Consider the following 26026-nt stretch of genomic DNA (forward strand, 5'->3'; position numbering starts at 1 on the left):
AATGAAAAAAATATGTAGGTTTGCACACTCGAAATTTCGAGATTTAAACAAAAAAAAGAATATATGTCGTTTTCAGATTTATTTGATAGTGGATTTAAAAAGCGTAATGAAGATCATTTTGCATCCATAGTACGTGTTGCTATGGATGACGGAATTATAACCGATGACGAAAAAGCTTTTTTAGACAGATTGGCAAAAAACTTGGATATTAGTGAAGGTGATTATAAAATTATATTAGAAGATTATAAATCACATCCTATAAATCCACCATATGATTATGAAAGACGTTTAGAGCGTTTATATGATTTAGCTCGTATGGTGTATGTGGATCATATCAAAGGTGATAGTGAAGAGGTTTTGCTAACAAAAATTGCTGTTGGTTTAGGGTTTCATCCTGAAAATGTAAAATATATTGTGGACAAAGCCTTAACTTTGGTAAACAATAAAGTTGATTTAGATACATTTATTCATGAAATTAAAAATATGAATAAGTAACAAAACACCTTCATAGATACGATTCTAAAAAAATGCGAACTAATAAAGTTCGCATTTTTTTATTTTTATAATTACTTTAACATACTTTATTATACCTTTGTTTTGTAATTAAAGAATACATGCAGAAGTTTCAAGGCTTAATTTTAACGGTTGTATTAAGTTTCTTTACCCATTTTGTTTGCACATTAGAGGGTGAAGTGACTATTAATAATTATACGCCAACTCATGAGCTTCATGATAATGATGGATTAAATACTGCTGCTATTACCATTGATGCTTCGCATGAAATATCATTGAATTTTGATGAACAAAGACAATTACATACTACTGAGCATTTTTTCTCAAACCCATCAATACACAAATTATATTTAAATATTAGTTTAAGCTATTTAAAAATTTGTGATTTCTTTAATTTTAGCCAAACTATTGGCACCATTATTTTCCCTTTTCATTCATTCTTGTAACTATTTAATTTTTTACCACCTACTTCAAAATCAATCATTAAAACCTTTTAATGATGGTTTTTATATTCAAAAAATTAATTAAAAAAAACAAGATGAAAATTTCATTAATAATTGTTTCTACGCTTTTAATTTTAAGCGTATTCGTTCCTATTTTATTATTTATTCTAAATGGAACAAAAAACACCTCAAACATTAAAAAACAAATTAACACATTAATAAAAGATAATGGCATAACATATGACATTAAAGAAATTTGGCGTAAAAATTTTATTGCTATTGACAACAACCATAAAATAATAAGCTCCATTCAATTTAATGAAAATGAACCTTTTATTTCTATTATTAATTTAGCAGATGTAAAACAATGCCATGTTATTAAAGATTCAAATATAATTAAAGGCAAACCCGTAAGTTTAAAAAAATTGGATTTAGAGTTTATTTTTAAGTCTTCAACAAAACCAAATGCAATTATCAATTTTTTTAATATTGATAATGATTTAACAGAAGACTTTGAATTACAACGAATTGAAAAATGGCAAGCACTGATTAATAAAGCCATAACAGAACCACAAATTGCTAGAATGGCTTCTTAAGCTATAAAAAAGAGTATGAAAGAATAAGGTTAAATCTTATTCTTTCATACTCTTTTTTAATTTATACTTATTATTTATTTCTTGATAAACTTAATAGTATTCTCATTTTCTAACTTCAAAAAGTATACTCCATTTGAAAAGTTTGAGATATTTATTTTTTGATTACTATTTAACATACCTGAATAAATTTTTATTCCTAATACATTGTGTATTGAATAATGTTTACTAGCATTCAAACCCAATAATTGAATAAACTCAGTTGATGGATTTGGGAATAACGCTAACTTAATGCTATTTAATTCAACATTGGCTATTCCAAGGGAAGACTGGACTAAATGAATTGTACTTTCTTTTTGAATATTATAATCCGCTAACGTTCTATCTTCTTCAAGATTTTTTCCAGCAAATATAAGCGTTTGAATATCAGGAGGAATACCTACTCTATCTTGAATTTTAGCTTTAACATTTTCAATGGTATCATTAGCTTCTACCTCTAATGCAATTGTTTTCCCATCTAATATTTTAACAAAAATTTGCATGCTCATAACATTAAGAGACATAAATAAAACGGCAATAAATAAGTAGTTTTTTTTCATAATTATAATTTATAAGGGGCTATTATTAGATTTTAGCACCCTCAAAACTAAATAAAAAACACAAAAAAACATTAACTTCTTAGAATATTTACTTTTTATCTAAAAAAAATGCATTTAAACGATAAATTTGAAATGTTTTTAACTAAAAAATCTATGGATGCAATTTTAACTGAATACGCTTACGCGAAATATCAACCTCTAATACTTTTACAATGATTTGTTGATGAAGACTAACATAATCATTAACATCTTTTACAAAACTGTCGGACAAATTTGAAACATGAATCAAACCGCTTTCTTTAATGCCAATATCCACAAAACATCCAAAATTGGTAATGTTATTTACAATTCCAGGTAACAGTTGCCCTTCTTGTAAATCGCTAATTGTTTTTATATTCTGATTAAAAGTAAACACCTTAGCTTGCTCACGAATATCCAGACCAGGTTTTTCTAATTCTTTAACAATATCCTGAAGTGTTGGCAATCCAACAATATCAGTACAATATTTTTTTAAATCTATTTTTTGAAGTTCTGTTGCATTTCCTATTAATTCTTGAACGCTTTTACCTAAATCTTTAGCCATTAGTTTTACTAAACCATAACTTTCTGGATGAACAGCAGAATTATCTAAAGGATTTTTAGCCGCTCTAATTCTTAAAAATGCGGCTCCCTGCTCAAAGGCTTTACCTCCCAAACGCGGTACTTTTTTAATATCGTTTCTTGAAATAAATGCCCCATTTTCATCCCTATATTTAACCATATTCTCAGCAAGTTTTGAACCAATGCCTGAAACATAGCTTAATAAACTAGCACTTGCTGTATTAACATTTACACCAACTGCATTTACACAACTTTCAACAACCACATCCAATTCTTTATTAAGTTTAACTTGATCTACATCGTGCTGATATTGACCAACACCAATAGATTTAGCATCAATTTTAACCAATTCAGCTAAAGGATCTTGCAAACGTCTACCAATAGATACAGAACCACGAACGGTAACATCATAATCAGGAAATTCATCACGTGCAATTTTTGATGCCGAATAAATACTGGCTCCAGCTTCACTTACTACAAAAACTTGAATATCATTTTTAAAATGAATCTTTCTAATAAGTGCTTCTGTTTCCCTTGATGCTGTTCCGTTTCCAATAGCAATGGCTTCAATTTTATAAGCTTCAGCTAAGGAACTAATCTTTTTTATAGATCCAGAAATATCATTTTTTGGTGGATGCGGATAAATGGTTTCATTATATTTTAATTGCCCTTGTGCATCTAAACAAACAACTTTACATCCTGTTCTAAAACCAGGATCAATGGCCAATACTCTTTTTTCACCTAGAGGCGAACCTAATAATAATTGTTTTAAATTTTTAGCAAATACTGAAATTGCTGCAGCATCAGCCTTTTCTTTGGCTATTTGTAAGGCTTCATTTGAAAGCGATGGTAGCAACAAACGCTTATAAGCATCTTCAATGGCTATTTCTATTTGCTCAGCACAATCATTATTAGAACGAATAATTCTGTCTTCTATCTTAGATAAAGCTTTTTCATCATCAATTGAAATTTTTATTTTAATAAAACCTTCAGCTTCTGCCCTTAAAATAGCTAATAATCTGTGTGATGGTATTCTACTTAAAGATTCTTCCCAATCAAAATAATCACGGAATTTTTGCGCGTTTTCAACCTCTATTTTGCTTTTTACCACTTTAGTAGAAATTATAGCAAAGCGCTCTAATTGCTTACGCATGCTGTTTCTAATATCAGTACGCTCATTAATCCATTCTGAAATAATATGCCTAGCACCTTCCAAAGCATTATTCACAGAAACAAGCTCACCTTTTACATACTTAAAAGCTATAGATTCTACATCATTGGCATTCTGACCCATGATAATTTTTGCCAACGGCTCCAATCCATTTTGCCGTGCTTTTTCTGCTTTAGTTTTTCTACTTTTCTTAAATGGTAGATATAAATCTTCAAGTGTAGTTATATCTAAAGCAGCTTTAATTTTCAGTTGTAATTCTGGTCTTAAAAGCTCTTGCTCATCTAAAGCTTTTAAAATAGCTTTTTTTCGCTTATCTAAAGCTTCAAATTGCTCTTTATATTTTACAATGTCCCCAATTTCAACCTCATCCAAATTACCTGTTCGTTCTTTTCTGTATCTTGAAATAAAAGGAATGGTGCAATCTTCATTTAATAAATCTACGGTATTTTTTATAGATTGTTCTGAAAGCTGACTATGAGAAATAATGTATGAAATTAAAGACATATGAGTTTAAAATAATTGAAAAACAAATATAATAAGATAACGTAGAAATAAAATGTAAAACCCAGTTTTGCAAATAAAATGCTTTTCTTATAATACAAGATTCTAATCAGTACTTACGTAACTTCCAAGAAAAAAAATCTCGTTTTTTAACTGAGTTAAAAAACGAGATTAATACCAATTTATACTAATTAAAAATTAATTTTTTGCTTCAATTTCAGCGTCTTGAATCATTTTTTCATTTGGTAAAATAGCAACATTCACACGGCGGTTTTTTGCGCGACCTTCTGCTGTGGTGTTATCATGCATAGGTTGCGTTTCTCCAAACCAATTTGTTGTAAACCTATTACTATTTAAACCTTTGCTTGTTAAGTAATTTGTTACTGCTGTAGCTCTGTTTTTTGACAATGTCATATTGTAACTTTCAGAACCTGAACTATCGGTATGCCCAACAACTAAAATATTAGTATCAGGATACTCAATAAATACGTTTGCTAATTTATTTAATGTTGCTTGTGATTCACTGTTTATATTATACTTTTCAGTATCAAAATAAACACCACTATTCTCATCAAAAGTAACCACAATACCATCATCTACACGTTCAACAACAGCACCAGGAATTTCATTTTCAATTTCTTGAGCCTGTTTGTCCATTTTATTTCCAATTAATACACCAGCACCACCGCCAATAACACCGCCAATAACAGCTCCTAATTCTCCATTGCCACCTTTACCAACATTATTTCCAATAATTGCACCTAATACAGCGCCTCCCGTAGCTCCAATGACACCACCTTTTTGTTTGTTATTTGCGTTTTGAACAGCTTTACAATTTGTTAAGCTCATTGTAACTACAACCGTTAAAAGCAAAATTCCTAATTTGTTAATTATCGTTCTCATCTGTATTGTTTTTTATTTTTTTATAAAATTCATATTCATTATAAGTGAACTACCTGCAACATTCACAGTTTGCTGCCACTGCATATCTGTTTCAGATAGAGCAGACAGATGTAACCTAAAACCTTGATTGGTTTCCGACTTATATTTTTCATCAGTTGGTTTTAATAAAAAATCATAAAAACCCGTTTCTGCATCTACTTCCTGAATTGTAAATACAAAATACCGCGGCTCATTAGTGCAGTTTATACCATCAAACATGTATGTACCCGTATTATTATTTGGAACAAATTGCCATGTACTACCTTCAAAACATGCATTGGAAGCATCGTTAAATATGGTTGCGTTGTAGGTTCCACCTTGGCTGTAGGTTAATGAATTTAATACCCACTCGCCTTTAATAACTTTCTTAGAAACTCTAACCGTTTTTGAAGAGCCACAAGACATAAACCCTATTGATAAACATAATATTAAAATTTTTTTCATTTGCTTGGATTTTACATATACAAAGATGAGAAGTCATCTAAGTTATTTAGTTACACTTTTATTTTTTTTGATTATAAAATTTCCATTTTGAAATAAACAGAAATACAGAGTACTTTGTAATTACTCTCTGAAGAAATTAATTTGGGATATTCTCATTTATATATTGGGATAGGTTAAGCCACTTTTTTAAGCAAGTCAAAACAAGGACATTTCTTACAACGTTTGTTCTCACTCTTTTTATATTTTTTACAGCAATTACTTTTTACTTTCTCAGAAGTTATAATTCCTAAGCTTTGTAATTTTTTTAATTGCTTTTTTTGTTTCTTTTTGCCCAAAACACCTATTTATAATAAATGATTGAACAAAAATAGTTTATTTTTAATTAATCTAAATAAGATTTAATGTTAAAATTACTCTGCAGTATCTGTTGATGCAGAATTAACTGTTAATTGCTGAATATCTCTATCAAATAAATAAAGACCTCCTTTATCATCACCAATTAAATTTATTTTATCAAGAATAGTTCTCGCCATAGCTTCTTCTTCAATTTGCTCAGATACATACCATTGCAAAAAATTATGAGTAGCATAATCTTTTTCTTGCAAGGAAATATGAACCAATTCATTAATACTTTCTGACACAAAAACCTCATGTTTAAAAAGCATTTCAAACATTTCTTTAAAAGATTGAAACGTAACATTTGGCGCTTTTAATTCAGAAATATGAGCATGTCCCCCTCGTTCGTTGATAAACTTAACAAGTTTTAGCATATGGTCACGTTCTTCATCAGATTGGTCATACATAAAACCAGCAACACCTTCCAATCCTTTTACTTCTGCCCAACAGGCCATTGCTAAATATATTTGTGAAGATTCTGCCTCTATTCTTATTTGGCTATTAAGCGCCTTTTCAATCGTTTTTGATAACATAATTTTTGTTTTTTGTAAAGTTACAGATTTCTTAAAATTATATGAAATATTAAAGAGTGAATCATCTACAACTTTTTAATTTTTATTTAAGTAAAGTATTAAATTAATAATAGGGTTATTCTACAGCCACAAAAACGGCTAGAGGAGCCATTCTTGCTTTATTAAGTGTCATTTGGTTTCCACTAAGAGAAAAATTATCTACTTTTTTAAGAATTGACATAAACTGATTTTCAATTTCCATATTTGGACAAGCCATCATGGTACTTGCCAATTTTGATAAAACAATTCGGTTTCCTTCTTTTAGTTCGAAAGAGCCTGTAAAATTATTACAACTATTGTTACCAAACACATGGTTTTCTTCTGTTGCAAATAAAATAAAAGCTTTTTCATTATCCACTTCTTGCCCCATTATCTTTACTAATTTCCATTTAGTATTGGTAAAAGCAATGCTGTTTTTAACTAAAGTATATTTATCAGCTAAATGACCTGTAATTTTATTTCCCGAAACATCCAATTGAAATAAGGTGTTTTCACCAACAAAATAATTAGGTCTATCCGTATCAGATAACGTTATTTCTTGTCCATCAGCACGCCACTTAAAAGTACCTTGACTTATAAAAACTTTATCATTTTTCCCTAAATAAACTTCCTCCATTTCATAGGTAGCATCCTTATGCAAAGTGATTGTTGTTTTTATGCCCTCACAATCTGCACAAGGTATAATAGCTTTATAGGTTCCATACCAATCTAAAGACTGTTCACTGGTATGCTCTAAATCCAAGGATTCGGCTTTAGGGTTATTTCCTAAGGAATCTTCAATAGTTTTTTTATTGTTTAAATTACAACTCGTTATTAGTAAACTTACAATAAGTCCTAATTGTAATGCCATTTTATTCATAAATCAAAATTTACAATTAAGTACGTATAAAACGTACATCCAGATGACTTAAAACATTATGTTAACAGTTTTTAACTTATCTGTAAACCATTTGCAACCTTACTTGCTATATTGGTACTATTTGACGAAATATCAGGATTAACAAATACCAACTTGCCATTGGCACTTTCAGTCATTAAAATCATACCTTCACTTTCTACACCACGCAGTGCTCTAGGAGCCAAGTTTACTAAAACAGTTACTTGTTTGCCAACAACTTCTTCTGCCGTAAAACTTTCTGCTATACCAGAAACAATGGTACGAACATCTATACCTGTATCAACTTTTAAAACCAATAGTTTTTTAGCTTTAGGCATTTTTTCGGCTTCAATAATAGTCCCTACTCGCAAATCTAACTTCGTAAAATCATCAAAAGTAATAGTGTCTTTTTGTGGTTCTACTTTTTTATTTGCAGCATCGTTTGCTTTTTTACTTGCTTCCAATTTATCAAGTTGTTTTTGAATAGTATCATCTTCTATTTTAGTAAATAACAATTCGGCTTTACCTATTTGATGACCAGCTGGAAGTAAAACATCTTGTGAACTCACTTCATTCCATGCATTATCAATATGTCTTTTTTGTTCCGAATCACCAAGAGCCACATTTAAAATCCCTTTTAATTTTTTAGACGTAAATGGTAAAAAGGGCTCACTTAAAGTTGCCAATGCAGATGCTATTTGCAGTGCTACATACATAATAGTTTTTGTACGTGCTTCATCTTCTTTAATAACTTTCCAAGGCTCTGCATCTGCTAAATATTTATTTCCTAATCTAGCAAGATTCATCATTTCTTGTCCAGCTTCTCTAAAGCGATAACGCTCAATAGAGCTTGAAATAACATCTGGATAGGCTTTTACAGCTGCCAAAGTTTCTTTGTCTTCTTGTACAAATTCACTTGGAGTGGGTATAACTCCTTGGTAATATTTATTAGTTAAAACAACTACACGGTTAATAAAATTACCAAAAATGGCTACCAATTCATTATTATTTCTAGCTTGAAAATCTTTCCAAGTAAAATCATTATCTTTAGTTTCTGGGGCGTTGGCAGTTAACACATAACGCAATACATCTTGCTGACCAGGAAATTCTTCTAAATATTCAGGCAGCCAAACAGCCCAGTTTTTTGAAGTAGATAATTTATTTCCTTCTAAGTTTAAAAACTCATTTGCTGGTACATTATCTGGCAAAATAAATGACCCTTCTGCTTTTAACATAGCTGGGAAAATAATACAGTGGAATACAATATTATCCTTCCCTATAAAATGTACCAATTTCGTATCTTTGTCCTTCCAATACGGCTCCCAGTCTTTTCCTTCTTGTGCCGCCCATTCTTTAGTTGATGAAATATAACCTATAGGCGCATCAAACCAAACATAAAGCACCTTCCCCTCTCCACCGGCTGCTGGCACTGGAATTCCCCAATTTAAATCACGGGTTACTGCACGAGGACGCAAACCATCATCAATCCATGATTTTACTTGCCCGTAAACATTGGATTTCCAATCTTTTTTATGACCTTCAAGAATCCATTCTCTTAAAAAAGCTTCGTGCTTATCTAAAGGTAAAAACCAATGTTTTGTTTCTTTTAAAGTAGGCACATTACCTGTTAATGCTGACTTTGGATTGATTAAATCTGTGGCATTTAAACTAGTACCACATTTTTCACATTGGTCACCATAAGCTTCTTCATTACCACATTTTGGACAAGTACCCGTTACAAAACGATCAGCCAAAAACTGACTGGCTTTTTCATCATATAATTGTTCTGAAGTTTCTTCAATAAACTCTCCCTTATCATTTAAAGTAGTAAAGAATTCTGAAGCAGTTTCATGATGTATTTTAGCGGAAGTACGGGAATAATTATCATAAGTAATTCCGAAATCTTCGAACGATTTTTTTATGATTTTATGAAATTTATCTACAATATCCTGAGGAGACACCCCTTCATTTTTCGCTTTTATAGTTATTGGCACACCGTGCTCATCACTTCCACCAATAAAAACAACATCATTTCCTGTTAGGCGCAAATAGCGCACATAAATATCAGCTGGCACATATACACCTGCTAAATGACCAATGTGAATAGGCCCGTTGGTATAAGGTAATGCGGCGGTAACGGTATAGCGTTTTGGTTTATTCATTAATATAAAAATTAAATTTCAATATCATTACGAAAGAGGTATAACCATGGCAATCTATTAATTGAAGTTATAATTCAACAGACTCCTGTACTTCGCTCAGAATGACGGTTTATTTTAAAGCCGTAAAAGTACACATTTTGAGTGCTATTTAGAAAAAAAATGTACTTTTACATTATGTCGAAAATCCTACTTATATTAACATTATTTTGTATTGTTTTCTTCTTCGGAACAAAAACAATTTCAGCACAACATTTGGTAACAGAAAAACAAAACAACACGTTGAAACAACCACCACACCTCAAAGTAGGCGATTCCGTTGCCATAGTAGCGCCAGCAGGAATATTAAAAAACAGAACTGAAGAAATAGAAAATGCAAAAGCACTTTTAAAAAATTGGGGGTTGCATCCAATAGTTGGCAAACACGTTTTTAACCAAGCTAATCATTTTGCAGGTACTGATGATGAGCGCTGTGAAGACTTCCAAAACGCCTTAGACGACCCCAAAATAAGTGCCATTTGGTGCGCGCGTGGAGGTTACGGAACTGTTAGAATTTTAGACAAATTAAATTATACCAAATTTAAACAACACCCAAAATGGATTATTGGATATTCTGATATTACAGCACTACATAACCAAATAAACGTTACTGGCGTGCAAAGCATTCATGCTATGATGTGCACTAGTTTACAAGACAATGCTGAAACTATTAAAGAAACCATTAACACATTTAAAAACGCCCTTTTTGGACAACCTCTGAGTTATACACTTTCAGGCTCAAAATACAACAAAGCAGGTAGCACTTCTGGGCAACTTGTTGGTGGTAATTTGAGTATTTTATACAGTATGTTAGGATCTAAAAGTAGCTTAGACACCTCTGGAAAAATACTTTTTATTGAAGAAATAGGAGAATACCGCTATCACATAGACCGTATGTTACAAAGTTTAAAACGTGCAGGCTATTTCGAAAACTGCAAGGGTGTTATTGTAGGGGACATCACCAAAGTTAGAAAAAACACAACTCATTGGGGAAGCTCTACTGAACAACTTATTCTAGACGTTTTAGCAGATTATGATTTCCCAGTAGCATTTAATATGCCTGCAGGACACGAAAAAGACAATCGTGCTTTAGTTTTTGGCAAGGTGGTTGATTTATTTGTTGAAAAAGATCAATCAATTGTTGACTTTATAAATTAAGAGCTTTTTTACACAATATACTTACGCAATTCGCATTATCATTAGTATTTATTTTTTTGTCGATATATTCTCTACGCTCGCAAATAATAATTAAAACGCTTTACAAGAAAAAAAGAAAAACATTTTTACTTCTTTAATTCCTCTTTACACCTAAAACTAATCACGTAAAAACAACCCTTTAATAATTCAAATCTAAACACTATAATTGATTGTTGATTTGACAATGACTTATTTATAATAACATTAAACTAAGCGTATATGTTGTTTAATGGCACATATATACTAAGATGGAACATTAGCACAAAACATTGGGAACATTAGTACTAATAAAAAAGATTCCTTTAAAATATATTTGATAACACTTTACGCATAGCATTTACTGCTAATTAAGTGCAACACTCCAACACCAACAAACAAACTATCAAATTAATAATATGAAAAAAAACTACGCACTGTCACACCTATTATTAACCCTTTCCTTATTATGTATTCCAATATTAGTACACGCCCAAAGAGATGTGTATTTAGTAATTGGTCAGTCTAACGCTGCTGGCCGAGGTGCCATAGAAGCTCAAGATATGGTAGCCCTTTCTGGAGTTGACTTATATAATGGTACAACATGGGAAGCTGCCCAAAACACTAACGCAATTCACCCTGATAAAGAAACAAGTGATGGTGGCCTAAACAGATACTCTACTGTACGAAACACGAATCAACCACAAGGATTAAACTTCTCTTATACCTTTGGACGTATGTTACATGATGTTACTGGCAACCAAATTGGTTTAGTAGTAAATGCCATTGGTGGCTCTAAAATTCAAGAATGGGAAAAAGGAGCTCCAGAAGGCTATTATGAAGAGGCTATTTCTAGAATTAACGCAGCTTTAGATTTAAATGGTTCTACGCTAAAAGGAATATTATGGCACCAAGGAGAAGCTAACAGAAGCTTAAGCTCTTATTTAACTCAGCTCGAAAACTTAATCTTTAACCTTAGAACAGATTTAGAAATGCCAAACCTACCCGTTATAGTAGGTCAAATAAGCAAGCAAAGAACTGATAACGAAAATTTTAATACCAATATTAAAAAAATAACCGATTATACTGATGCTGCATATATCCCCTTTACAGATTACGTTACAACAGACGGTTTACAAACTTTAGATAGAACACACTTTAATTCCAATGGACAACGAGTTTTAGGATATCGTTACGCTGCAAAAGCTTTAAAAATGATATATGGCTATACTTACATTGAAAATCAAGTTATATATGTAAAAGAAGACTCCTTTGTTAGGGGTGGCTCACATGCTGACAAAGCTCAAGAAGTTGAAGACACAAACCTAACTGTGCGTGTTAAAAATTATACAACTGATCAAATAAGAAAAGGTCTACTTAAGTTTGATATAAAGGATTTAACTGAAACTTCTGAACGCTTGATTGTGGACGCCACTTTAATGGTAAACGGCAATGCTCCACACAAAAATACCATAGATATTAATTTTTATGATATTGACACCACATGGTCAGAGAGTACAGTTACAGAAAATAACCTCGTAGATGGTTTCACAAATTTAATAAGCTACAGCACCACAACTTTTGACGAAGATGAAGATGATGATGATAATGATGGAGATGTAAATGAGCTTGTTCATGGCGGTGCTGATTTAACCGAATATATAAAAGATAAATACTATTTAGGAACATCTATTATAGCTCTGGGCTTAGATGCACCAATTAATGCAAACTATTCATTTACAATTAGCACAAAAGATGATACTGCAAATTTTGAATTAAGACCTCATATAATAATAAGTTATATAGACACCTCAATTCCACCTGTATTAAGTAACAATACTTTAGTAGAAAGCGAAGTATTCAATTCTATTAAAATAACAAATCCAGTAGATGATAAACTGATTATATCTAACAATGGTATTATTGGAAATGTAAGCATTTTTAGTATCACAGGTCAACAATTAAAAAGCAAAAAAATAAATAGTTCTTCAGGGACATTAAATGTTTCAAACTTACCATCTGGAACCTATATTGTAGTGATTGAGCACAACAATAAAAAAATATCAAGACTTATTCTAAAAAACTAATTTTTAAACTAAAAAAACATGAAAATTTCAAAAGCTCAAATAACAAAACTATGCTTGATAACAATCAACTTGTTATTTGTATTTCTAATGTCACCTACAGCCTCATACTCCCAAACACCAAACTATCAAGCCATAAGATTAAATAATGGCAACCCTATCATAGAGCCATCCATGTTTATCAATCCATCAGATGGAGAAAACATTAACGGCCCATCAATAATTCGAGTTCCAGATTGGATTCTACCAACGAATCGTGCTCATCCAACAGCCCAGTATTACCTTTATTTTGCACACCATTCAGGCGATTATATTCGTATGGCATGGGCTGCAAATATAGAAGGTCCTTATACTTTATATGATGATTCGGCAACACCTGGTGATAGAGGTGTGTTGGATAATAATGAAGCCGATATCATCCTAAGCGAAAGTAGTCCAAACTTATACATTGAAGAAAATCATTTGGCATCTCCAGACGTTGTTGTAGATGATGCAAACCAACGTATTATTATGTACTTTCATTCTGGTTCCTCATATTATGTAAATGGTGTAGAACAAAATGACCAAGTAACTTGGGTGTCAACCTCGCCGTACGGATTAGAATTTTACGATGGCATCCAACCGGTTCAATTAGGAAGTTCTTATTTCCGAGTATTTGAATATAATGGTGATTTGTTTGCTTTTGATAACGGAGCAAAAACAAACAAAGCCTTGGATGGAGCCAATCCATGGGCCATACCATCGGGTCATGATTTTACATCCCAATTATGGGATAGAGCCTCAGTCAATGCTTTTGGTGAAGATATTCCTGTACCTTCTGGAGACCTAAGAGTACGTCATACAGGTGTACACGTGGCAGGCGATCAATTGCAAGTGTTTTACTCAAGACGGGGTGAATTTCAAGAAAGAATTCAAATGTCTACTATAGATATGACTGCAGATTGGGAATCATGGAATCCAACCTATCCACCTATTGATATATTAGCTCCAAACCCAGGATGGGAAGGTGGCGAACACACATTGGATAATTCAAAAACAAGTGCAGGAATTGATGTAAACCAATTAAGAGACCCTGATGTTTTTGAAGATGCCGATGGACAATTATACGTCATTTACACAGGAAATGGTGAAGGTGGCATTGGAATAGCCAAACTATACGATGCACCAGCCACAAATGTAGAACTAACAACCATAGCAGATACTTATTTTAAAGGTGGCTCATCTACCAATTTTAGTCATTTAAATAACTTAACAGCATCCTCAGGCTCAAACACCTCTGATGCTAGAATCATCTATATGAAATTTGACCTGTCTACAGTTACAGAAATAGAGCATGCTGTTGTACGATTATATGCAAACGAAACTAATAATGATGACGAAATTGAAGATGCTATTCTTTCTTTAGGTGGCCCAATAACAGTATACGAAACAGGAAATGACTGGGAAGAAGAAACACTTAACGATAGCAATGCACCTATACTTGGCAAGGCCATTACAACAACATATCTTACAGAACCTAATCAATATTACGAATGGAATATTACAGCATATGCAAAGGCAAATATAGGCTCTGAAATAAGTGTGGCTTTCAATATTGGTCCAGATAACACTTTAAGCCATAAGTTTGACAGCAGTAGAAAAGATGGTGGCAATCCAGGGCAATTATTAATAACAGACCCTAGCACCTTATCCACAAATGAAATCTTAAACACAAAAAAAACTGAAACACTCATGGCCTACCCCAATCCGTTTATAGATAATTATACCTTAGAAATAGCTGATTACGACGGACAAAGTGATGTTATAGTAGAGCTAATTAACTTAGCTGGTGGCGCATTAATATCAAAAGAAACATATAACCAATCAGTCATTGAGGTCCAAAATTTGTCGTTAGCCATTGGAGCTTACGTTTTAAAAGTATCTTATAACAATGGCAAAAACTTGGTAAAAAAAATGATTAAGGTTGACTAATAAATATATTTTTCAATCAAAAAATAACACTATTAAAAAAAACAACGCTTTATTAACTCTTAAATAAAAAAATCTCAGATTACAATTAATCTGAGATTTTTTTATTTAGTAATTTTTAAAATTAGAACACGTTCTTCATGTGTAAACAATAAAGTTAAAACCAAAAACATGAATATGATTTCAAATTTAAAGGTTAACTTTGCATTATATATTATAACTCATGACAGCAACTAATATTATATACAAACGAGCATCTTCATCGGGGCTTTTGTTGTCATTATCTTATTTACACGATGATATCTTTTTAAAAAATTCCAAAGAGTTTATTCAATAAACCCTGTCAGGACTCAAGACAGGGCTTTTTTCTGGTTAACTGAATAAATCATAACCCTTATTTTCTTTTTTTAAATGCTTTTACATTTAAATACAGTATTTAAATGTTTGAGTCTGATATAAAAGTATCTACATAAGAAAATACTCAAAAATATTATTATGTCTGAAAATGTCATTTTAACAACTGGAATTTACGATATGATCAAAGATCATGTTAGAAGAAAAAAAGTAACAAAACAGGAAGAAAAACTTTTATTAGCAGAGCTAAAAGATGCTCAACAGGTGCGTCGTAGAGACTTGCCTAACAATATTGTGACAGTTAATAGAAAAGTCGTCATCAAGAATCATACAACCAATAAAGAAGAAGAATATATATTTGTTTCAACAAATAAAAAAAACATTAAAAAAAGAAAATTTTCAATTTTATCTGAATTCGCTATTGCAACCGTGGGAAGACAAGTTGGTGATATAATTGATTGGCCTTTTAAAAATGGTACCAAGAAAATAGAAATTTTAAAAGTAGAACCCTTTCAACAAGCATAATTCAAAAAAACACCAAACCCCTTGTATTTAAATGAAACAAGGGGTTTCATAATTAGCTTTTCAAAAGTTATCAACAAATTTCATCGCCTTAACGATTAATAATGGTCAGTCAACTATTTTTTTTAATAATTATTAATTTATGCTATAAAATTGTATCAAATTATTTTAACGAATATTAAAAAGTCTCCAAATGATGAAAAAATTACAATTATTAACTATAGCAAGTATGTTATTGCTTTCAGCACAAATGAATGCTGACGTAATAAAAATAAACAACTTAAACTTAAACAACCCAGATGTACGCAAGTGTCTTAAAGAAGCCTCTGCTCAAGAAGGTTGGGATTTAAAATCCATTTACACAAACTCTGATGATAAATTAGTATTTGTCTTTTCAAAAGGCAAAGACGATAAAGTATACATTAGCAAGTAATACTATATTTAAAATTCTATAAAACCAACTATACTTTCATGTATAGTTGGTTTTTTTATTTCTAATAGTCATCTACCCATAACTTTAAATTTGATGCATTTATCCTTAAAAACACAGGGTAATTCATGTGCTTTTTATCTTTATAAAAATATAACACACCAATAAAAGTGGAAATCTTATAACTCCTATTAAAAAAACTATAACGCAAACATGTTGTGATAATATCATCTTTGTAATAAAACAAATCTAAAAAAATTACAACATGAAAAACTTAGGAAAAATTTCAGTTATTTTACTACTAACACTCGGAATAACAACTACAGTAAATGCTCAAGTTAGCGATGGTTCATCACCGCAAATAGGCATAAAGGGCGGTGTAAACTTCTCTAATATGTACACAGATGATGTTGATGATAATAACATGCTAACTAGTTTTAATGCTGGTTTATACACAAGCTTTCCACTAACAGACTTTATTGCCATTCAACCTGAATTATTGTATTCTGTAAAGGGATCAGAATTAGTTTATGATAATGCTTTTGCTTCAGGAACAGCAAAGTTTAAATTAAACTATATAGAAGTACCTCTCTTATTAAAAATTAATCTGGCAAAAAACATTAATGTACATGCAGGTCCTTATTTTGCTTATTTAATTGATTCGCAAATTACAAATGAATCAGAGGGAGGTAGCCTTGATTTTGAAGAAAATTATGATAATGACGATTTTAACAAGTTTGACACAGGGCTTTCCGCTGGTGTTGGATTCGATTTGAATAATTTAGGAATTGGCTTAAGGTATAATTACGGACTATCAACTGTTGGAAAAGAAAGAACTGTTGCTGGTCAAACTTATACTATTCCTGATGGGAAAAACAGTAATATTAGCTTATACCTTGCTTTAAAATTAAATTAATATAGAGATACAACACCTATTGGAACGCATCACTTGAGTTTCCAATAGGTGTTACTTTTAAATGGTTTAACTTAAAATAAAACATCATGAAACAAGAAGAAGAAAACTTTGAGATAGTAAAGGAATCTAAAGACAACAATAAGAATTATCTTTTCCAAAAAGACAAGATTACAAAAAACACTGCGCTTTTTATTTTTATTGTATTAGCATTATTGATTGTAGCTACGGCTGTAACCTATATGTTTTTTTAATTTATATAAATAATAAAAAAACGAGTATTATTAAAACCCACGCTCTTTTTGTATCTGCTCGTAGGCAGCTTGCACTTGTCTAAATTTATCTTCAGCCCCCTTTTGGTGTTCTTTCCCTAAATGAATAACCTTGTCTGGGTGATACTTTTTCGCCATGGTTCTATAAGCTTTTTTAATAGTATCAACTGAGGCACTTTTATCAATTTCCAAAATTTTATATGCATTATCACTGCTGTTATAAAACATAGCCTTAATGCTTTCATAATCTCTGGCACTAATACCCAAATAACCAGCAATAATATGGATTTGTTGTTCTTCATCTGAAGTTACAGAACCATCTGCCTTAGCAATACCAAATAAAAAATGCATCAATTGCAATCGGGATGCATGTTCCATCATTTGTCTAATTTGCATACACACTTGGCGGGTAGAAATATTTTTTTGTTTATTTATCTCTTTAAAAAGTCTAAAAGCATGATTAGCACGATCTTTCCCATACATATTTACAAATTGAGTCCGCACATAATCTAATTCACGTTGGTCTTGTTTGCCGTCTGCTTTTATTACAATGGATGAAAGTATCAGTAAACTAACTTCAAAATCACCAGACTGGGTTTGTGGTCGTGTGTGTGTTCTATAAGTGGTTCGCCCTTGGTTTGAATTGCCTTGATCTACAAATGGACTACCTTTACTATCAGTCATCGCATCCAGCATACTTCCTATTGCTAATCCTATAATAGCGCCTATTGGTCCACCAAAAGACCAGCCTAATGCGCCTCCAATCCATTTTGAAATACTCATGTAATTTTACGTTATTTTTTTAAGTTTCAAATATAAGATTGTTAGTTGGGTTTTTTAGTTCTTTGTTACAAAAACACTCATTCCTTTACTATTATTTTCATAGTTAGAATTATTTTTAACAATGAAAGGTGAAGCCCAATACTACGACCGAACACTTAATTTTCTGTATCTTTACAGTCTTAAAATGTTAATTTTTTAAATTTAAAAATATGTATCCAGCAGAATTAGTAAAACCAATGCGTGAAGATTTAACAACAGTTGGTTTTGAAGAATTGCATACTGCCGAAGCGGTAGATGCTGCATTAGCAAAAGAAGGCACTACCTTAGTTGTAGTAAATTCAGTTTGTGGCTGTGCGGCTGCTAATGCGCGTCCAGGTGCAAAAATGAGTTTACAAAACACTAAAAAACCAGATCATATTGTTACGGTTTTTGCAGGTGTTGATAGAGAAGCCGTTGATGCAGCACGTGGACACATGGTACCGTTTCCTCCAAGTTCACCTAGTATGGCATTATTTAAAGATGGTGAATTGGTGCATATGTTAGAGCGTCATCATATTGAAGGCAGACCAGCAGAATTAATTGCTGATAACCTTAAGGATGCTTATAATGCACATTGCTAAAATTAAATCCTTTTTTTTTCATAAAAATTAGGAATCGTAGAACATAAAAACCACGATATGTATATTGTGGTTTTTTTATATCTAAACGCAACCTTTTAAGCAACTTTACATCTTATAAGTAAAACGTCCTTAGCAGATGAAAAAATCATTTCCAATTATATTTCTTTTTATTGTATGCTTCTCATTAGTTGCTTTTCAATGTGAAGATAACAACGATACATCTAAAACTCAAGAAGAAGAACGTAAGGAACTAAGCAATTTAAAAACAAATATAGAAACTTTAGCAAATGCATCCATTTGTGATGAAACAACTGAATGTAAATATATAGCTCTTGGTAGTAAGCCCTGTGGAGGGCCATGGAGTTACTTGATTTATTCTACGTCTATAAATGTAGACGAATTAGAAAACTTGGTTAAAGACTACAATAAAAAAGAAGCGGCATTTAACACAAAATGGGGCGTTTTTTCTGATTGTGCTTTTGTATTACCCCCATCTAAAGTAAACTGTGAAAATAACAGCTGCCTTCCTATTTATTAAATGGCAGTTTTTATTATTTTTGAGGTATGATGAAACTTTTATCGTATCCTTTATCGGTTATTTATTTTATATGCTTTGGTATTACGCTTTTAGTGTTTCACGGTATACAATGGTTTTGTTTTAATACCTTTGGTTATAAAGCACATAAGAAAAGTGTAGATTGCATGAATTTTTTTCTAATGCGTTGCTTAAATATTTTAGGCACTCGTTTTTCTTATAACAATCCACATCATATTCCAAGCAATCTACCTATTATATTTGTTTGCAACCATCAAAGCATGACTGATATTTCTCCTATTTCATGGTATATGCGAAAATATCATCCTAAATTTATTAGTAAAATTGAATTAGGAAAAGGTATTCCTAGTGTTTCTTATAATTTAACTCATGGTGGTTCTGTACTGATTGACAGGAAAAATCCTCGTCAGTCTATTCCTGCTTTGATTAAATTTGGAGAATATATAGAAACATCAAAACATGCTGCTGTTATTTTTCCAGAAGGCACAAGAAGTAAAGACGGAACCCCTAAACCATTCCAAACAAAAGGATTAGATATTTTATTAAAAAAAATACCATCAGCTATTGTGGTGCCATTAACTATAAATAACTCTTGGAAAACACAAAAATATGGTAAATTTCCATTGGGATTAGGGGCACATATTATATTAACTGTACACAAACCATTAAAAATAGATACCTTTGTAAATTCAGAGGAACTTATAAATAGTGTTGAAACTACTATAAAAAAACAAATAACACATAAAAACTAATTATTATGTCTTTAAAGAATGTGAGATTTGAGGTCATGAAGTTTTTGGAAAAAGACGTAGATACTTTAATTCAAAAATATTTAATTGAACCTGAAAAAATATGGCAACCTACAGATTTTTTACCAAATTCTGAAGGGGATGATTTTTTTAATGAAGTTGAAGAAATTAGAGAGCTCTCAAAAGAATTACCTTATGATTTTTGGGTTGTTTTGGTAGGTGATATGATTACGGAAGAAGCTCTTCCAACTTATGAATCATGGTTAATGGATGTTGAAGGTGTAGATCAAGTACATGGTCAAAATGGCTGGTCAAAATGGGTTCGCCAATGGACTGCTGAAGAAAACAGACATGGTGATGTACTCAATAAATACCTTTACCTTTCTGGTCGGGTTAATATGCGTGAAATTGAAGTTACAACACAGCATTTAATTTCTGATGGTTTTGATATTGGTACCGATAGAGATCCTTACAAAAACTTTGTTTATACAAGTTTTCAGGAATTAGCAACTTACATTTCACATAATCGAGTAGCAAAAATTGCAAAAAAGGCTGGAAATAAACAATTAGGTAAAATGTGCCAAATTATTTCTGGTGATGAAATGAGACACCACCATGCATATGCAGATTTTGTTGAACGTATTTTTAAGGTAGACCCCAGTCAAATGATGATGGCTTTTCATTATATGATGAAACAAAAAATTACCATGCCTGCACATTTTTTAAGAGAATCGGGTGGCAAAACCAGTACTGCATTTGAAGAATTTTCAAATACAGCACAACGTATTGGAGTTTATACTTCTAAAGATTATGTTGATATTTTACAAAAATTAATAAACCGCTGGGAAATTGACAAAATCACAAATCTTACTGATGAAGCCGAAAAAGCAAGAGATTATTTGATGAAACTACCCGATAGAATGTACAGGTTGTCAGAACGTATGAAAATACCAGAAAATTCTTTTCAATTTAAATGGGTAACTCCAGCCATAGCAAAATAGTTGAACTATTTTTCAAATTATTAATTCCTTTCTCAATCGAAAGGGATTTTTATTTTTAAGTTTATAATGACACAAAAAGAAATCATCAATAAAACCATTGAATTTGTAAAAACATCCCTTAGTAATGCTGAGGGCGGTCATGACTGGTTTCACACATACCGTGTTTACAAAAATGCTTTATTGATTTCAAAAAATGAAAAAGCCGATACTTTTATAGTATCATTAGGCGCTTTACTTCATGATATTGCTGATAGTAAATTCCATAATGGGAATGAAACCATTGGACCTAAAATAGCAAGTACATTTTTACTTGATTTAAATGTTAATAAAACAGTAATTAATCATGTAGTAAAAATTATTGAAAATATTTCCTTTAAAGGTGGCAATGAAATTCAAAAATTCTCATCTATTGAATTAGATATAATCCAAGATGCAGATAGATTAGATGCCATTGGAGCTGTTGGTATTGCTCGGACATTTAACTACGGAGGCTTTAAAAATAGAGCATTATACAATCCGGAAATTAAACCAAAACTTAACATGACTAAAGCAGAATACAAAGCGTCAACGGCACCTACAATTAATCATTTTTATGAAAAACTACTGCTTTTAAAAAATAAAATGAATACTAAAACTGGTAAAGATATTGCTGAAGAACGTCATACGTTTATGGAAACGTTCTTAAATCAGTTTTATAAAGAATGGAACGGTAATTAAAACTCTTTAATTTGATTATTAATCTTCAAGAGCTTGTTGAAAAGACGAGATTTTTGCTTCTAAAATCGATAATTCTTCTGCATTTTCAATAATATCTACTGCTGATAAATTATCATTACCATTAATATATTTTAATATACCTTCTCGTTTATAGAGATAATACTGTAAAGCCTCGTTTATCTTTTCTTCCATGGCCTTAGGTTTTTTTTATTGAATAATTAACTTTATTTCCTTTCTGTAGTTAGAAGCACTCTTTCCAGTAATTTCATTAAACTGTTTATTGAAATGAGAAAAATTATTAAATCCACACTCAAAACAGATATCTGCAATACTCATTTGACTTTCATTTAATAATTTAGTGGCATGTACAACTCTATATTCATTAACAAGCTGTGTAAATGTTTTTCCCGTAGCTTTTTTAAAATATCTACAAAAAGCAGGAACTGTCATACTTACTTCATCTGCAATTTCATCTAAAGCAATGTGGTTTTGAAAGTTTTTATTTACGTATTTAAAAATGACATCTATTTTACTGCTATCCTGAGCCTCGGTTTCAAAAGCAAAACCATCAGCATTTAGCAAACTATAATCATCTGTGGATGCTAAATAATTTATTATTTCCAAAAACTTGATAACACGTTCTAAACCTGTATATTCCATCAAGCTGTCAATCTTAGGACCTATCACAGCTTTTGTTTCCATTTTAAAACGAATTCCTTTTTTAGCGCGGTCAAATAATGACATGACTGTAGCCATTTCAGGAATACTTGCAAAACTATCTCCTAAAAAATCAGATTTAAATTGCACCGTTGTTTCAGTTCCATTGGCTGTTAGTCTATCTGTAAAGCCATTATGAGGTAAATTAGAACCTATTAATATAAGTTGACTATTATTAAAATATGAAAGATGATTTCCAATATGTGTTTTTCCTTGCCCTTTATTAATGTATATAAGTTCCAATTCTGGATGAAAATGCCAATAGGCAGCATTTCTATCTACCTTATCCACATGCTGTTTCACCATTATAGAACTTCCAAAACTCGGGCTTAGTTTTTTTAAAGTGGGTTTCTTATTTATCATGAGTAGGTAATTTAAATGCAAATTTAATACTTAATGTGTATACATTATATATTTATTTAACTTTATTATATGTTATTTTACCTTAACGTGCTGTTAACAATTAATTAACAGTTAATATAGCATACAAATAGGTCAAATTTGTTGTTTTGTAGCACGTTAATCGGTTATATATTTGTCGTGTAGAAAGTTGGTAACATTATTTAGTTAATTAATATCTACCATAAAGTAACAAAAAAAAAGACATTTATAGTATTATATCTATAAATAGTTTACAAAACACATTAGTTTTTTAGTTTGAATTAATGTTTATATTTAGTTTAGTTTAGTTGGTAAAGTGGGCTGTGGTGGCCCACTTTTTTTTTGCTCTATTTTCAACTTACTTTTGAGATTGAGCCAAAATAATTTTAATACTAGCTATAAGATCAGATGTAGGAGTTATTTTAGGCATATTCATGCTTTACTATTCAAAACCAATTTTACTAAAAAAAAGACTTGTAGTTATTATTTTACTATATGTATCTTATGTTTTATTAATTAAAAAGAAAATAAGGCTAAATAAAGGAGGCGTCTTACCTTTAGAGCGGTTGCTGGCTTTTTTTCAGGTGTATTTTCTACAGGAGGCCCTTCTATTATAAGGAAGCACCGTAAAAGACATTAAAGCTTTTAGAGCAACGATGATTGATGTTTTAGGACCTGCTACTATAACCCTAATTCCTGCTTCAACTATAAATTTTAATCATTTAAAAACTGCTTAATTGGTATTTCTATTTTTTCTTTTTGCTCAGTACTTAGGGAAACGAACTTTTACAAGAATAAATAAAGAAATCTTGAAAAATTATTAATTGCCATTTTATGTATTTCAGGCCTCATTCTTATTTTTAAAACGAATAAATGACAAGTCTTATAGGAAACTTTATTTACATTTAAAAGACGGCGACAAATATATAATGTCATTCACTCATACATCATCTAATTAAATAAAGAATTTTGTGTCTATAAAATACATTAACTTTTCTTTTACTTATTCTATATATACCAAAATAACAATCTAATATACTTTTTAGGTTATTTTGAAAATTATTTGGTTAAAATCACTATTAAAGGATGCAAAATATACTCTTTTAACTTGAGTGTATGCTATATTAACAATTAGGGTAGTTAACATTAACTTAACAGATAAAATAGCATATAAATTAGTCAATTTCAATGTTTTCCAGGGTGTTACACCAGCATATCTTTGCAGTGTTGAAGATTAAAAAAACATATTATGAAAAATATAATTAAAAATTTAAAAAAAGGAACCTTAATAGTAACTATGTTTACCACCTTATTAAGTTTCGCAAATGAGCCTTTATTTTATACAATTAAAAATGATGCAAAAACAACATCATTAACTTTAAGCAATGTAAAAAAAGGAAACTTATTATCTATTAAAGATGTTTATGGAATTACTTTATATAGTGAACTAATTAAAGAAAATGGAGTATATACTAAAGGATTTGATTTAACATTACTTCCAAATGGAGATTATGTTTTTGAACTTGACAAAGATGTAGAAATTAGTACAATTCCATTTTCAGTAATAGCTAATAAAGTTGAAATTAATCAAGCATTAGAAAAAACAATATACAAGCCAATTACTAATCTTAAAAATGATATTGTATATATTTCTAAATTAACCTTAGACAAATCACCATTAAAAGTTCAAGTATATTTTGCAGAATCTAATGATTATTCTTTAATATATTCTGAAAAAATAGAGGACACACAAAATATTGAAAAAGTGTTTAAATTAACTGGATTAGATAAAGGATCTTACAAAATTGTATTTAATTCAGAAGGAAGAGAATACACTAAATTCTTAAACTAACACACTAACTAATTTATTTTTAAAAGTGGGCTTATATAGCCCACTTTTTTATATCCCATATTTTTATTTATACTATTTAAGCTATTAGAGTTAACATAAAAATGATAATATAATAATAGTTAAAATAACACATAAATACATCAATATCAATGTTTTACAAACAACAAATACAACTTACATTTGTATTGTTGAACGTTAAAAACACCAAATCATGAAAAAAGAAATTAAACACACAAAAAAAGGAATCTTAATGGTAACTATGTTTGCTACCTTGTTAAGTTTTGCAAATGAATCTTCATTTTTTACAATTAAAAATGATGCTGAAAAAACCTCTTTGACTTTAGAAAATGTAAAAGCAGGAAACCTATTATCTATTATAGATGATAACGGTATGACATTATATAAAGAGCTTATACAAAAACCAGGAATTTATACTAAGGGATTTGATTTAACTTCGCTTCCTGATGGAAACTACACTTTTGAACTTGATAAAGACGTGGAAATAACCACTATACCGTTTTCAGTAAACTCTAATATTGTACTATTTAATAAAGAATTAGAAAAAACCATATACAAACCAATAGTAAGAGTTAAAAATGAAAAGGCGTATATCACTAAATTATCATTAAATAAAGAGCCATTAGAAATTAAAGTCTATTTTACAGATGCTGATATTTTTGAGCTTGTACATACTGAAAAAATAGAAAATACGCAGAACATAGAAAAAATTTATGAATTAACAGGTTTAGGAAAAGGTAGCTATAAATTAGTTTTCAAGTCTGAAGGTAAAGAATTCTCTGAATTTATAAATTAAGAAGATTAAATTTCTGAAAAAAAAGTGGGCTGAAGTAGCCCACTTTTTTTTTCAGAAATTTTAAAATTAACGTCTTCATGCTCATGCATTAAATCTTTTTTTATAAATATTTTAATAAAGTAGTGAAACCAAAAATTTATGATTATCGCTATATATACAGTATTAACACCCTTATATTCTATATTAATTTAACATTAAAATAACAGATAAAATAACATATAAATATGTAAATATCAGTGTTTTGCATAACAAAAAGCGGTTATATATTTGT

27 protein-coding genes are annotated in these 26026 nt (G+C 30.6%); 17 read left to right on the forward strand and 10 right to left on the reverse strand.

Annotated features, from left to right (window positions below; all coding sequences use genetic code 11):
• The first annotated feature begins 63 nt into the window (after positions 1-63).
• The 3 genes from APS56_RS10250 (at position 64) to APS56_RS10260 (ending at position 1552) form a co-directional block, all read left to right on the forward strand.
• Positions 64-495 carry a tellurite resistance TerB family protein gene (locus tag APS56_RS10250; protein WP_054727775.1) on the forward strand — a complete coding sequence of 144 codons (432 nt, stop codon included), beginning with the start codon at positions 64-66 and terminating at the stop codon, positions 493-495.
• Positions 496-614: 119 nt separating this feature from the next.
• Positions 615-959, forward strand: coding sequence for a hypothetical protein (locus APS56_RS10255; RefSeq protein ID WP_054727776.1), 345 nt, complete (start codon positions 615-617; stop codon positions 957-959).
• Between the two features lie 92 nt (positions 960-1051).
• Entirely contained in the window at positions 1052-1552 is a 501-nt protein-coding gene (locus APS56_RS10260; RefSeq protein WP_157757652.1) for a hypothetical protein, read from the forward strand.
• A 74-nt stretch (positions 1553-1626) separates the two neighbouring features.
• Here the strand turns inward: APS56_RS10260 and APS56_RS10265 are convergent, their stop codons facing one another.
• The 7 genes from APS56_RS10265 to metG all read right to left on the reverse strand — a co-directional run bounded on the left by APS56_RS10265 (position 1627) and on the right by metG (position 9813).
• A complete protein-coding gene (locus APS56_RS10265) occupies positions 1627-2148 on the reverse strand; it encodes a ubiquitin-like protein (RefSeq protein ID WP_082379330.1) in 522 nt (173 codons plus the stop codon).
• 151 nt (positions 2149-2299) lie between these two features.
• Positions 2300-4423 (reverse strand): Tex family protein, encoded by a 2124-nt coding sequence (locus APS56_RS10270; RefSeq protein WP_054727781.1) that lies wholly within the window; start codon positions 4421-4423, stop codon positions 2300-2302.
• 195 nt (positions 4424-4618) lie between these two features.
• A complete protein-coding gene (locus tag APS56_RS10275) occupies positions 4619-5323 on the reverse strand; it encodes a YiaD family glycine zipper/OmpA-like lipoprotein (protein WP_054727782.1) in 705 nt (234 codons plus the stop codon).
• Between the two features lie 12 nt (positions 5324-5335).
• Positions 5336-5806 (reverse strand): lipocalin family protein, encoded by a 471-nt coding sequence (locus APS56_RS10280; RefSeq protein WP_054727784.1) that lies wholly within the window; start codon positions 5804-5806, stop codon positions 5336-5338.
• 410 nt (positions 5807-6216) lie between these two features.
• A complete protein-coding gene (locus tag APS56_RS10285) occupies positions 6217-6735 on the reverse strand; it encodes a ferritin (protein ID WP_054727786.1) in 519 nt (172 codons plus the stop codon).
• 115 nt (positions 6736-6850) lie between these two features.
• Positions 6851-7633 (reverse strand): copper resistance protein NlpE N-terminal domain-containing protein, encoded by a 783-nt coding sequence (locus APS56_RS10290; RefSeq protein WP_054727788.1) that lies wholly within the window; start codon positions 7631-7633, stop codon positions 6851-6853.
• A 71-nt stretch (positions 7634-7704) separates the two neighbouring features.
• The gene (gene metG / locus APS56_RS10295) at positions 7705-9813 is read right to left on the reverse strand and encodes a methionine--tRNA ligase (protein ID WP_054727790.1); all 2109 of its coding nucleotides are present in this window, start codon (positions 9811-9813) and stop codon (positions 7705-7707) included.
• Positions 9814-9987: 174 nt separating this feature from the next.
• Between metG and APS56_RS10300 the strand changes: the two genes are divergently transcribed.
• The 7 genes from APS56_RS10300 (at position 9988) to APS56_RS16980 (ending at position 17547) form a co-directional block, all read left to right on the forward strand.
• Positions 9988-11007 (forward strand): S66 peptidase family protein, encoded by a 1020-nt coding sequence (locus APS56_RS10300; protein WP_054727792.1) that lies wholly within the window; start codon positions 9988-9990, stop codon positions 11005-11007.
• A gap of 434 nt (positions 11008-11441) precedes the next feature.
• On the forward strand, positions 11442-13109 hold the full coding sequence (locus APS56_RS10305) for a sialate O-acetylesterase (RefSeq protein ID WP_054727794.1): 1668 nt from the start codon (positions 11442-11444) through the stop codon (positions 13107-13109).
• An 18-nt stretch (positions 13110-13127) separates the two neighbouring features.
• A complete protein-coding gene (locus APS56_RS10310; RefSeq protein WP_082379331.1) occupies positions 13128-15077 on the forward strand; it encodes a CBM96 family carbohydrate-binding protein in 1950 nt (649 codons plus the stop codon).
• 492 nt (positions 15078-15569) lie between these two features.
• Entirely contained in the window at positions 15570-15953 is a 384-nt protein-coding gene (locus APS56_RS10315; RefSeq protein ID WP_054727798.1) for a GreA/GreB family elongation factor, read from the forward strand.
• Between the two features lie 190 nt (positions 15954-16143).
• Positions 16144-16383, forward strand: a complete 240-nt coding sequence (locus tag APS56_RS10320; protein WP_157757653.1) for a hypothetical protein — start codon at positions 16144-16146, stop codon at positions 16381-16383.
• A gap of 262 nt (positions 16384-16645) precedes the next feature.
• Positions 16646-17296 (forward strand): porin family protein, encoded by a 651-nt coding sequence (locus APS56_RS10325; RefSeq protein WP_054727802.1) that lies wholly within the window; start codon positions 16646-16648, stop codon positions 17294-17296.
• 86 nt (positions 17297-17382) lie between these two features.
• Entirely contained in the window at positions 17383-17547 is a 165-nt protein-coding gene (locus tag APS56_RS16980; RefSeq protein ID WP_157757654.1) for a hypothetical protein, read from the forward strand.
• Positions 17548-17577: 30 nt separating this feature from the next.
• Here APS56_RS16980 and APS56_RS10330 read toward each other — a convergent pair whose 3' ends face one another.
• The gene (locus APS56_RS10330; protein ID WP_054727803.1) at positions 17578-18348 is read right to left on the reverse strand and encodes a TerB family tellurite resistance protein; all 771 of its coding nucleotides are present in this window, start codon (positions 18346-18348) and stop codon (positions 17578-17580) included.
• A 209-nt stretch (positions 18349-18557) separates the two neighbouring features.
• Here APS56_RS10330 and APS56_RS10335 point away from each other — a divergent pair, with 209 nt between their 5' ends.
• From APS56_RS10335 to APS56_RS10355, 5 genes are all read left to right on the forward strand, one after another.
• Positions 18558-18968, forward strand: a complete 411-nt coding sequence (locus tag APS56_RS10335; protein WP_054727805.1) for a BrxA/BrxB family bacilliredoxin — start codon at positions 18558-18560, stop codon at positions 18966-18968.
• A gap of 136 nt (positions 18969-19104) precedes the next feature.
• The gene (locus tag APS56_RS10340; protein WP_054727806.1) at positions 19105-19506 is read left to right on the forward strand and encodes a hypothetical protein; all 402 of its coding nucleotides are present in this window, start codon (positions 19105-19107) and stop codon (positions 19504-19506) included.
• Between the two features lie 26 nt (positions 19507-19532).
• Positions 19533-20276 carry a lysophospholipid acyltransferase family protein gene (locus tag APS56_RS10345; protein ID WP_054727808.1) on the forward strand — a complete coding sequence of 248 codons (744 nt, stop codon included), beginning with the start codon at positions 19533-19535 and terminating at the stop codon, positions 20274-20276.
• Positions 20277-20281: 5 nt separating this feature from the next.
• The gene (locus APS56_RS10350) at positions 20282-21274 is read left to right on the forward strand and encodes an acyl-ACP desaturase (RefSeq protein ID WP_054727810.1); all 993 of its coding nucleotides are present in this window, start codon (positions 20282-20284) and stop codon (positions 21272-21274) included.
• Between the two features lie 66 nt (positions 21275-21340).
• Positions 21341-21991, forward strand: coding sequence for an HD domain-containing protein (locus APS56_RS10355; RefSeq protein WP_054727814.1), 651 nt, complete (start codon positions 21341-21343; stop codon positions 21989-21991).
• An 18-nt stretch (positions 21992-22009) separates the two neighbouring features.
• On the opposite strand, the gene APS56_RS16985 is transcribed toward APS56_RS10355, so the two are convergent.
• Positions 22010-22183 carry a hypothetical protein gene (locus tag APS56_RS16985; protein ID WP_157757655.1) on the reverse strand — a complete coding sequence of 58 codons (174 nt, stop codon included), beginning with the start codon at positions 22181-22183 and terminating at the stop codon, positions 22010-22012.
• A 15-nt stretch (positions 22184-22198) separates the two neighbouring features.
• Positions 22199-23071, reverse strand: a complete 873-nt coding sequence (locus APS56_RS10360; protein ID WP_054727816.1) for an AraC family transcriptional regulator — start codon at positions 23069-23071, stop codon at positions 22199-22201.
• Positions 23072-24338: 1267 nt separating this feature from the next.
• Between APS56_RS10360 and APS56_RS10365 the strand changes: the two genes are divergently transcribed.
• On the forward strand, positions 24339-24941 hold the full coding sequence (locus APS56_RS10365; RefSeq protein ID WP_054727817.1) for a hypothetical protein: 603 nt from the start codon (positions 24339-24341) through the stop codon (positions 24939-24941).
• Positions 24942-25152: 211 nt separating this feature from the next.
• Entirely contained in the window at positions 25153-25755 is a 603-nt protein-coding gene (locus APS56_RS10370; RefSeq protein WP_054727819.1) for a hypothetical protein, read from the forward strand.
• Positions 25756-26026: the final 271 nt, after the last annotated feature.

The organism is Pseudalgibacter alginicilyticus (assembly GCF_001310225.1).
In the GTDB taxonomy this organism is placed as follows: domain Bacteria; phylum Bacteroidota; class Bacteroidia; order Flavobacteriales; family Flavobacteriaceae; genus Pseudalgibacter; species Pseudalgibacter alginicilyticus.

Excerpts from the sequence above, each read along its gene's own strand:
- APS56_RS10250 (WP_054727775.1), top strand. The coding sequence starts at position 64 with ATGTCGTTTTCAGATTTATTTGATAGTGGATTTAAAAAGCGTAATGAA.
- APS56_RS10255 (WP_054727776.1), top strand. The coding sequence starts at position 615 with ATGCAGAAGTTTCAAGGCTTAATTTTAACGGTTGTATTAAGTTTCTTT.
- APS56_RS10260 (WP_157757652.1), top strand. The coding sequence starts at position 1,052 with ATGAAAATTTCATTAATAATTGTTTCTACGCTTTTAATTTTAAGCGTA.
- APS56_RS10265 (WP_082379330.1), bottom strand. The coding sequence starts at position 2,148 with ATGAAAAAAAACTACTTATTTATTGCCGTTTTATTTATGTCTCTTAAT.
- APS56_RS10270 (WP_054727781.1), bottom strand. The coding sequence starts at position 4,423 with ATGTCTTTAATTTCATACATTATTTCTCATAGTCAGCTTTCAGAACAA.
- APS56_RS10275 (WP_054727782.1), bottom strand. The coding sequence starts at position 5,323 with ATGAGAACGATAATTAACAAATTAGGAATTTTGCTTTTAACGGTTGTA.
- APS56_RS10280 (WP_054727784.1), bottom strand. The coding sequence starts at position 5,806 with ATGAAAAAAATTTTAATATTATGTTTATCAATAGGGTTTATGTCTTGT.
- APS56_RS10285 (WP_054727786.1), bottom strand. The coding sequence starts at position 6,735 with ATGTTATCAAAAACGATTGAAAAGGCGCTTAATAGCCAAATAAGAATA.
- APS56_RS10290 (WP_054727788.1), bottom strand. The coding sequence starts at position 7,633 with ATGAATAAAATGGCATTACAATTAGGACTTATTGTAAGTTTACTAATA.
- metG (WP_054727790.1), bottom strand. The coding sequence starts at position 9,813 with ATGAATAAACCAAAACGCTATACCGTTACCGCCGCATTACCTTATACC.
- APS56_RS10300 (WP_054727792.1), top strand. The coding sequence starts at position 9,988 with ATGTCGAAAATCCTACTTATATTAACATTATTTTGTATTGTTTTCTTC.
- APS56_RS10305 (WP_054727794.1), top strand. The coding sequence starts at position 11,442 with ATGAAAAAAAACTACGCACTGTCACACCTATTATTAACCCTTTCCTTA.
- APS56_RS10310 (WP_082379331.1), top strand. The coding sequence starts at position 13,128 with ATGAAAATTTCAAAAGCTCAAATAACAAAACTATGCTTGATAACAATC.
- APS56_RS10315 (WP_054727798.1), top strand. The coding sequence starts at position 15,570 with ATGTCTGAAAATGTCATTTTAACAACTGGAATTTACGATATGATCAAA.
- APS56_RS10320 (WP_157757653.1), top strand. The coding sequence starts at position 16,144 with ATGATGAAAAAATTACAATTATTAACTATAGCAAGTATGTTATTGCTT.
- APS56_RS10325 (WP_054727802.1), top strand. The coding sequence starts at position 16,646 with ATGAAAAACTTAGGAAAAATTTCAGTTATTTTACTACTAACACTCGGA.
- APS56_RS16980 (WP_157757654.1), top strand. The coding sequence starts at position 17,383 with ATGAAACAAGAAGAAGAAAACTTTGAGATAGTAAAGGAATCTAAAGAC.
- APS56_RS10330 (WP_054727803.1), bottom strand. The coding sequence starts at position 18,348 with ATGAGTATTTCAAAATGGATTGGAGGCGCATTAGGCTGGTCTTTTGGT.
- APS56_RS10335 (WP_054727805.1), top strand. The coding sequence starts at position 18,558 with ATGTATCCAGCAGAATTAGTAAAACCAATGCGTGAAGATTTAACAACA.
- APS56_RS10340 (WP_054727806.1), top strand. The coding sequence starts at position 19,105 with ATGAAAAAATCATTTCCAATTATATTTCTTTTTATTGTATGCTTCTCA.
- APS56_RS10345 (WP_054727808.1), top strand. The coding sequence starts at position 19,533 with ATGATGAAACTTTTATCGTATCCTTTATCGGTTATTTATTTTATATGC.
- APS56_RS10350 (WP_054727810.1), top strand. The coding sequence starts at position 20,282 with ATGTCTTTAAAGAATGTGAGATTTGAGGTCATGAAGTTTTTGGAAAAA.
- APS56_RS10355 (WP_054727814.1), top strand. The coding sequence starts at position 21,341 with ATGACACAAAAAGAAATCATCAATAAAACCATTGAATTTGTAAAAACA.
- APS56_RS16985 (WP_157757655.1), bottom strand. The coding sequence starts at position 22,183 with ATGGAAGAAAAGATAAACGAGGCTTTACAGTATTATCTCTATAAACGA.
- APS56_RS10360 (WP_054727816.1), bottom strand. The coding sequence starts at position 23,071 with ATGATAAATAAGAAACCCACTTTAAAAAAACTAAGCCCGAGTTTTGGA.
- APS56_RS10365 (WP_054727817.1), top strand. The coding sequence starts at position 24,339 with ATGAAAAATATAATTAAAAATTTAAAAAAAGGAACCTTAATAGTAACT.
- APS56_RS10370 (WP_054727819.1), top strand. The coding sequence starts at position 25,153 with ATGAAAAAAGAAATTAAACACACAAAAAAAGGAATCTTAATGGTAACT.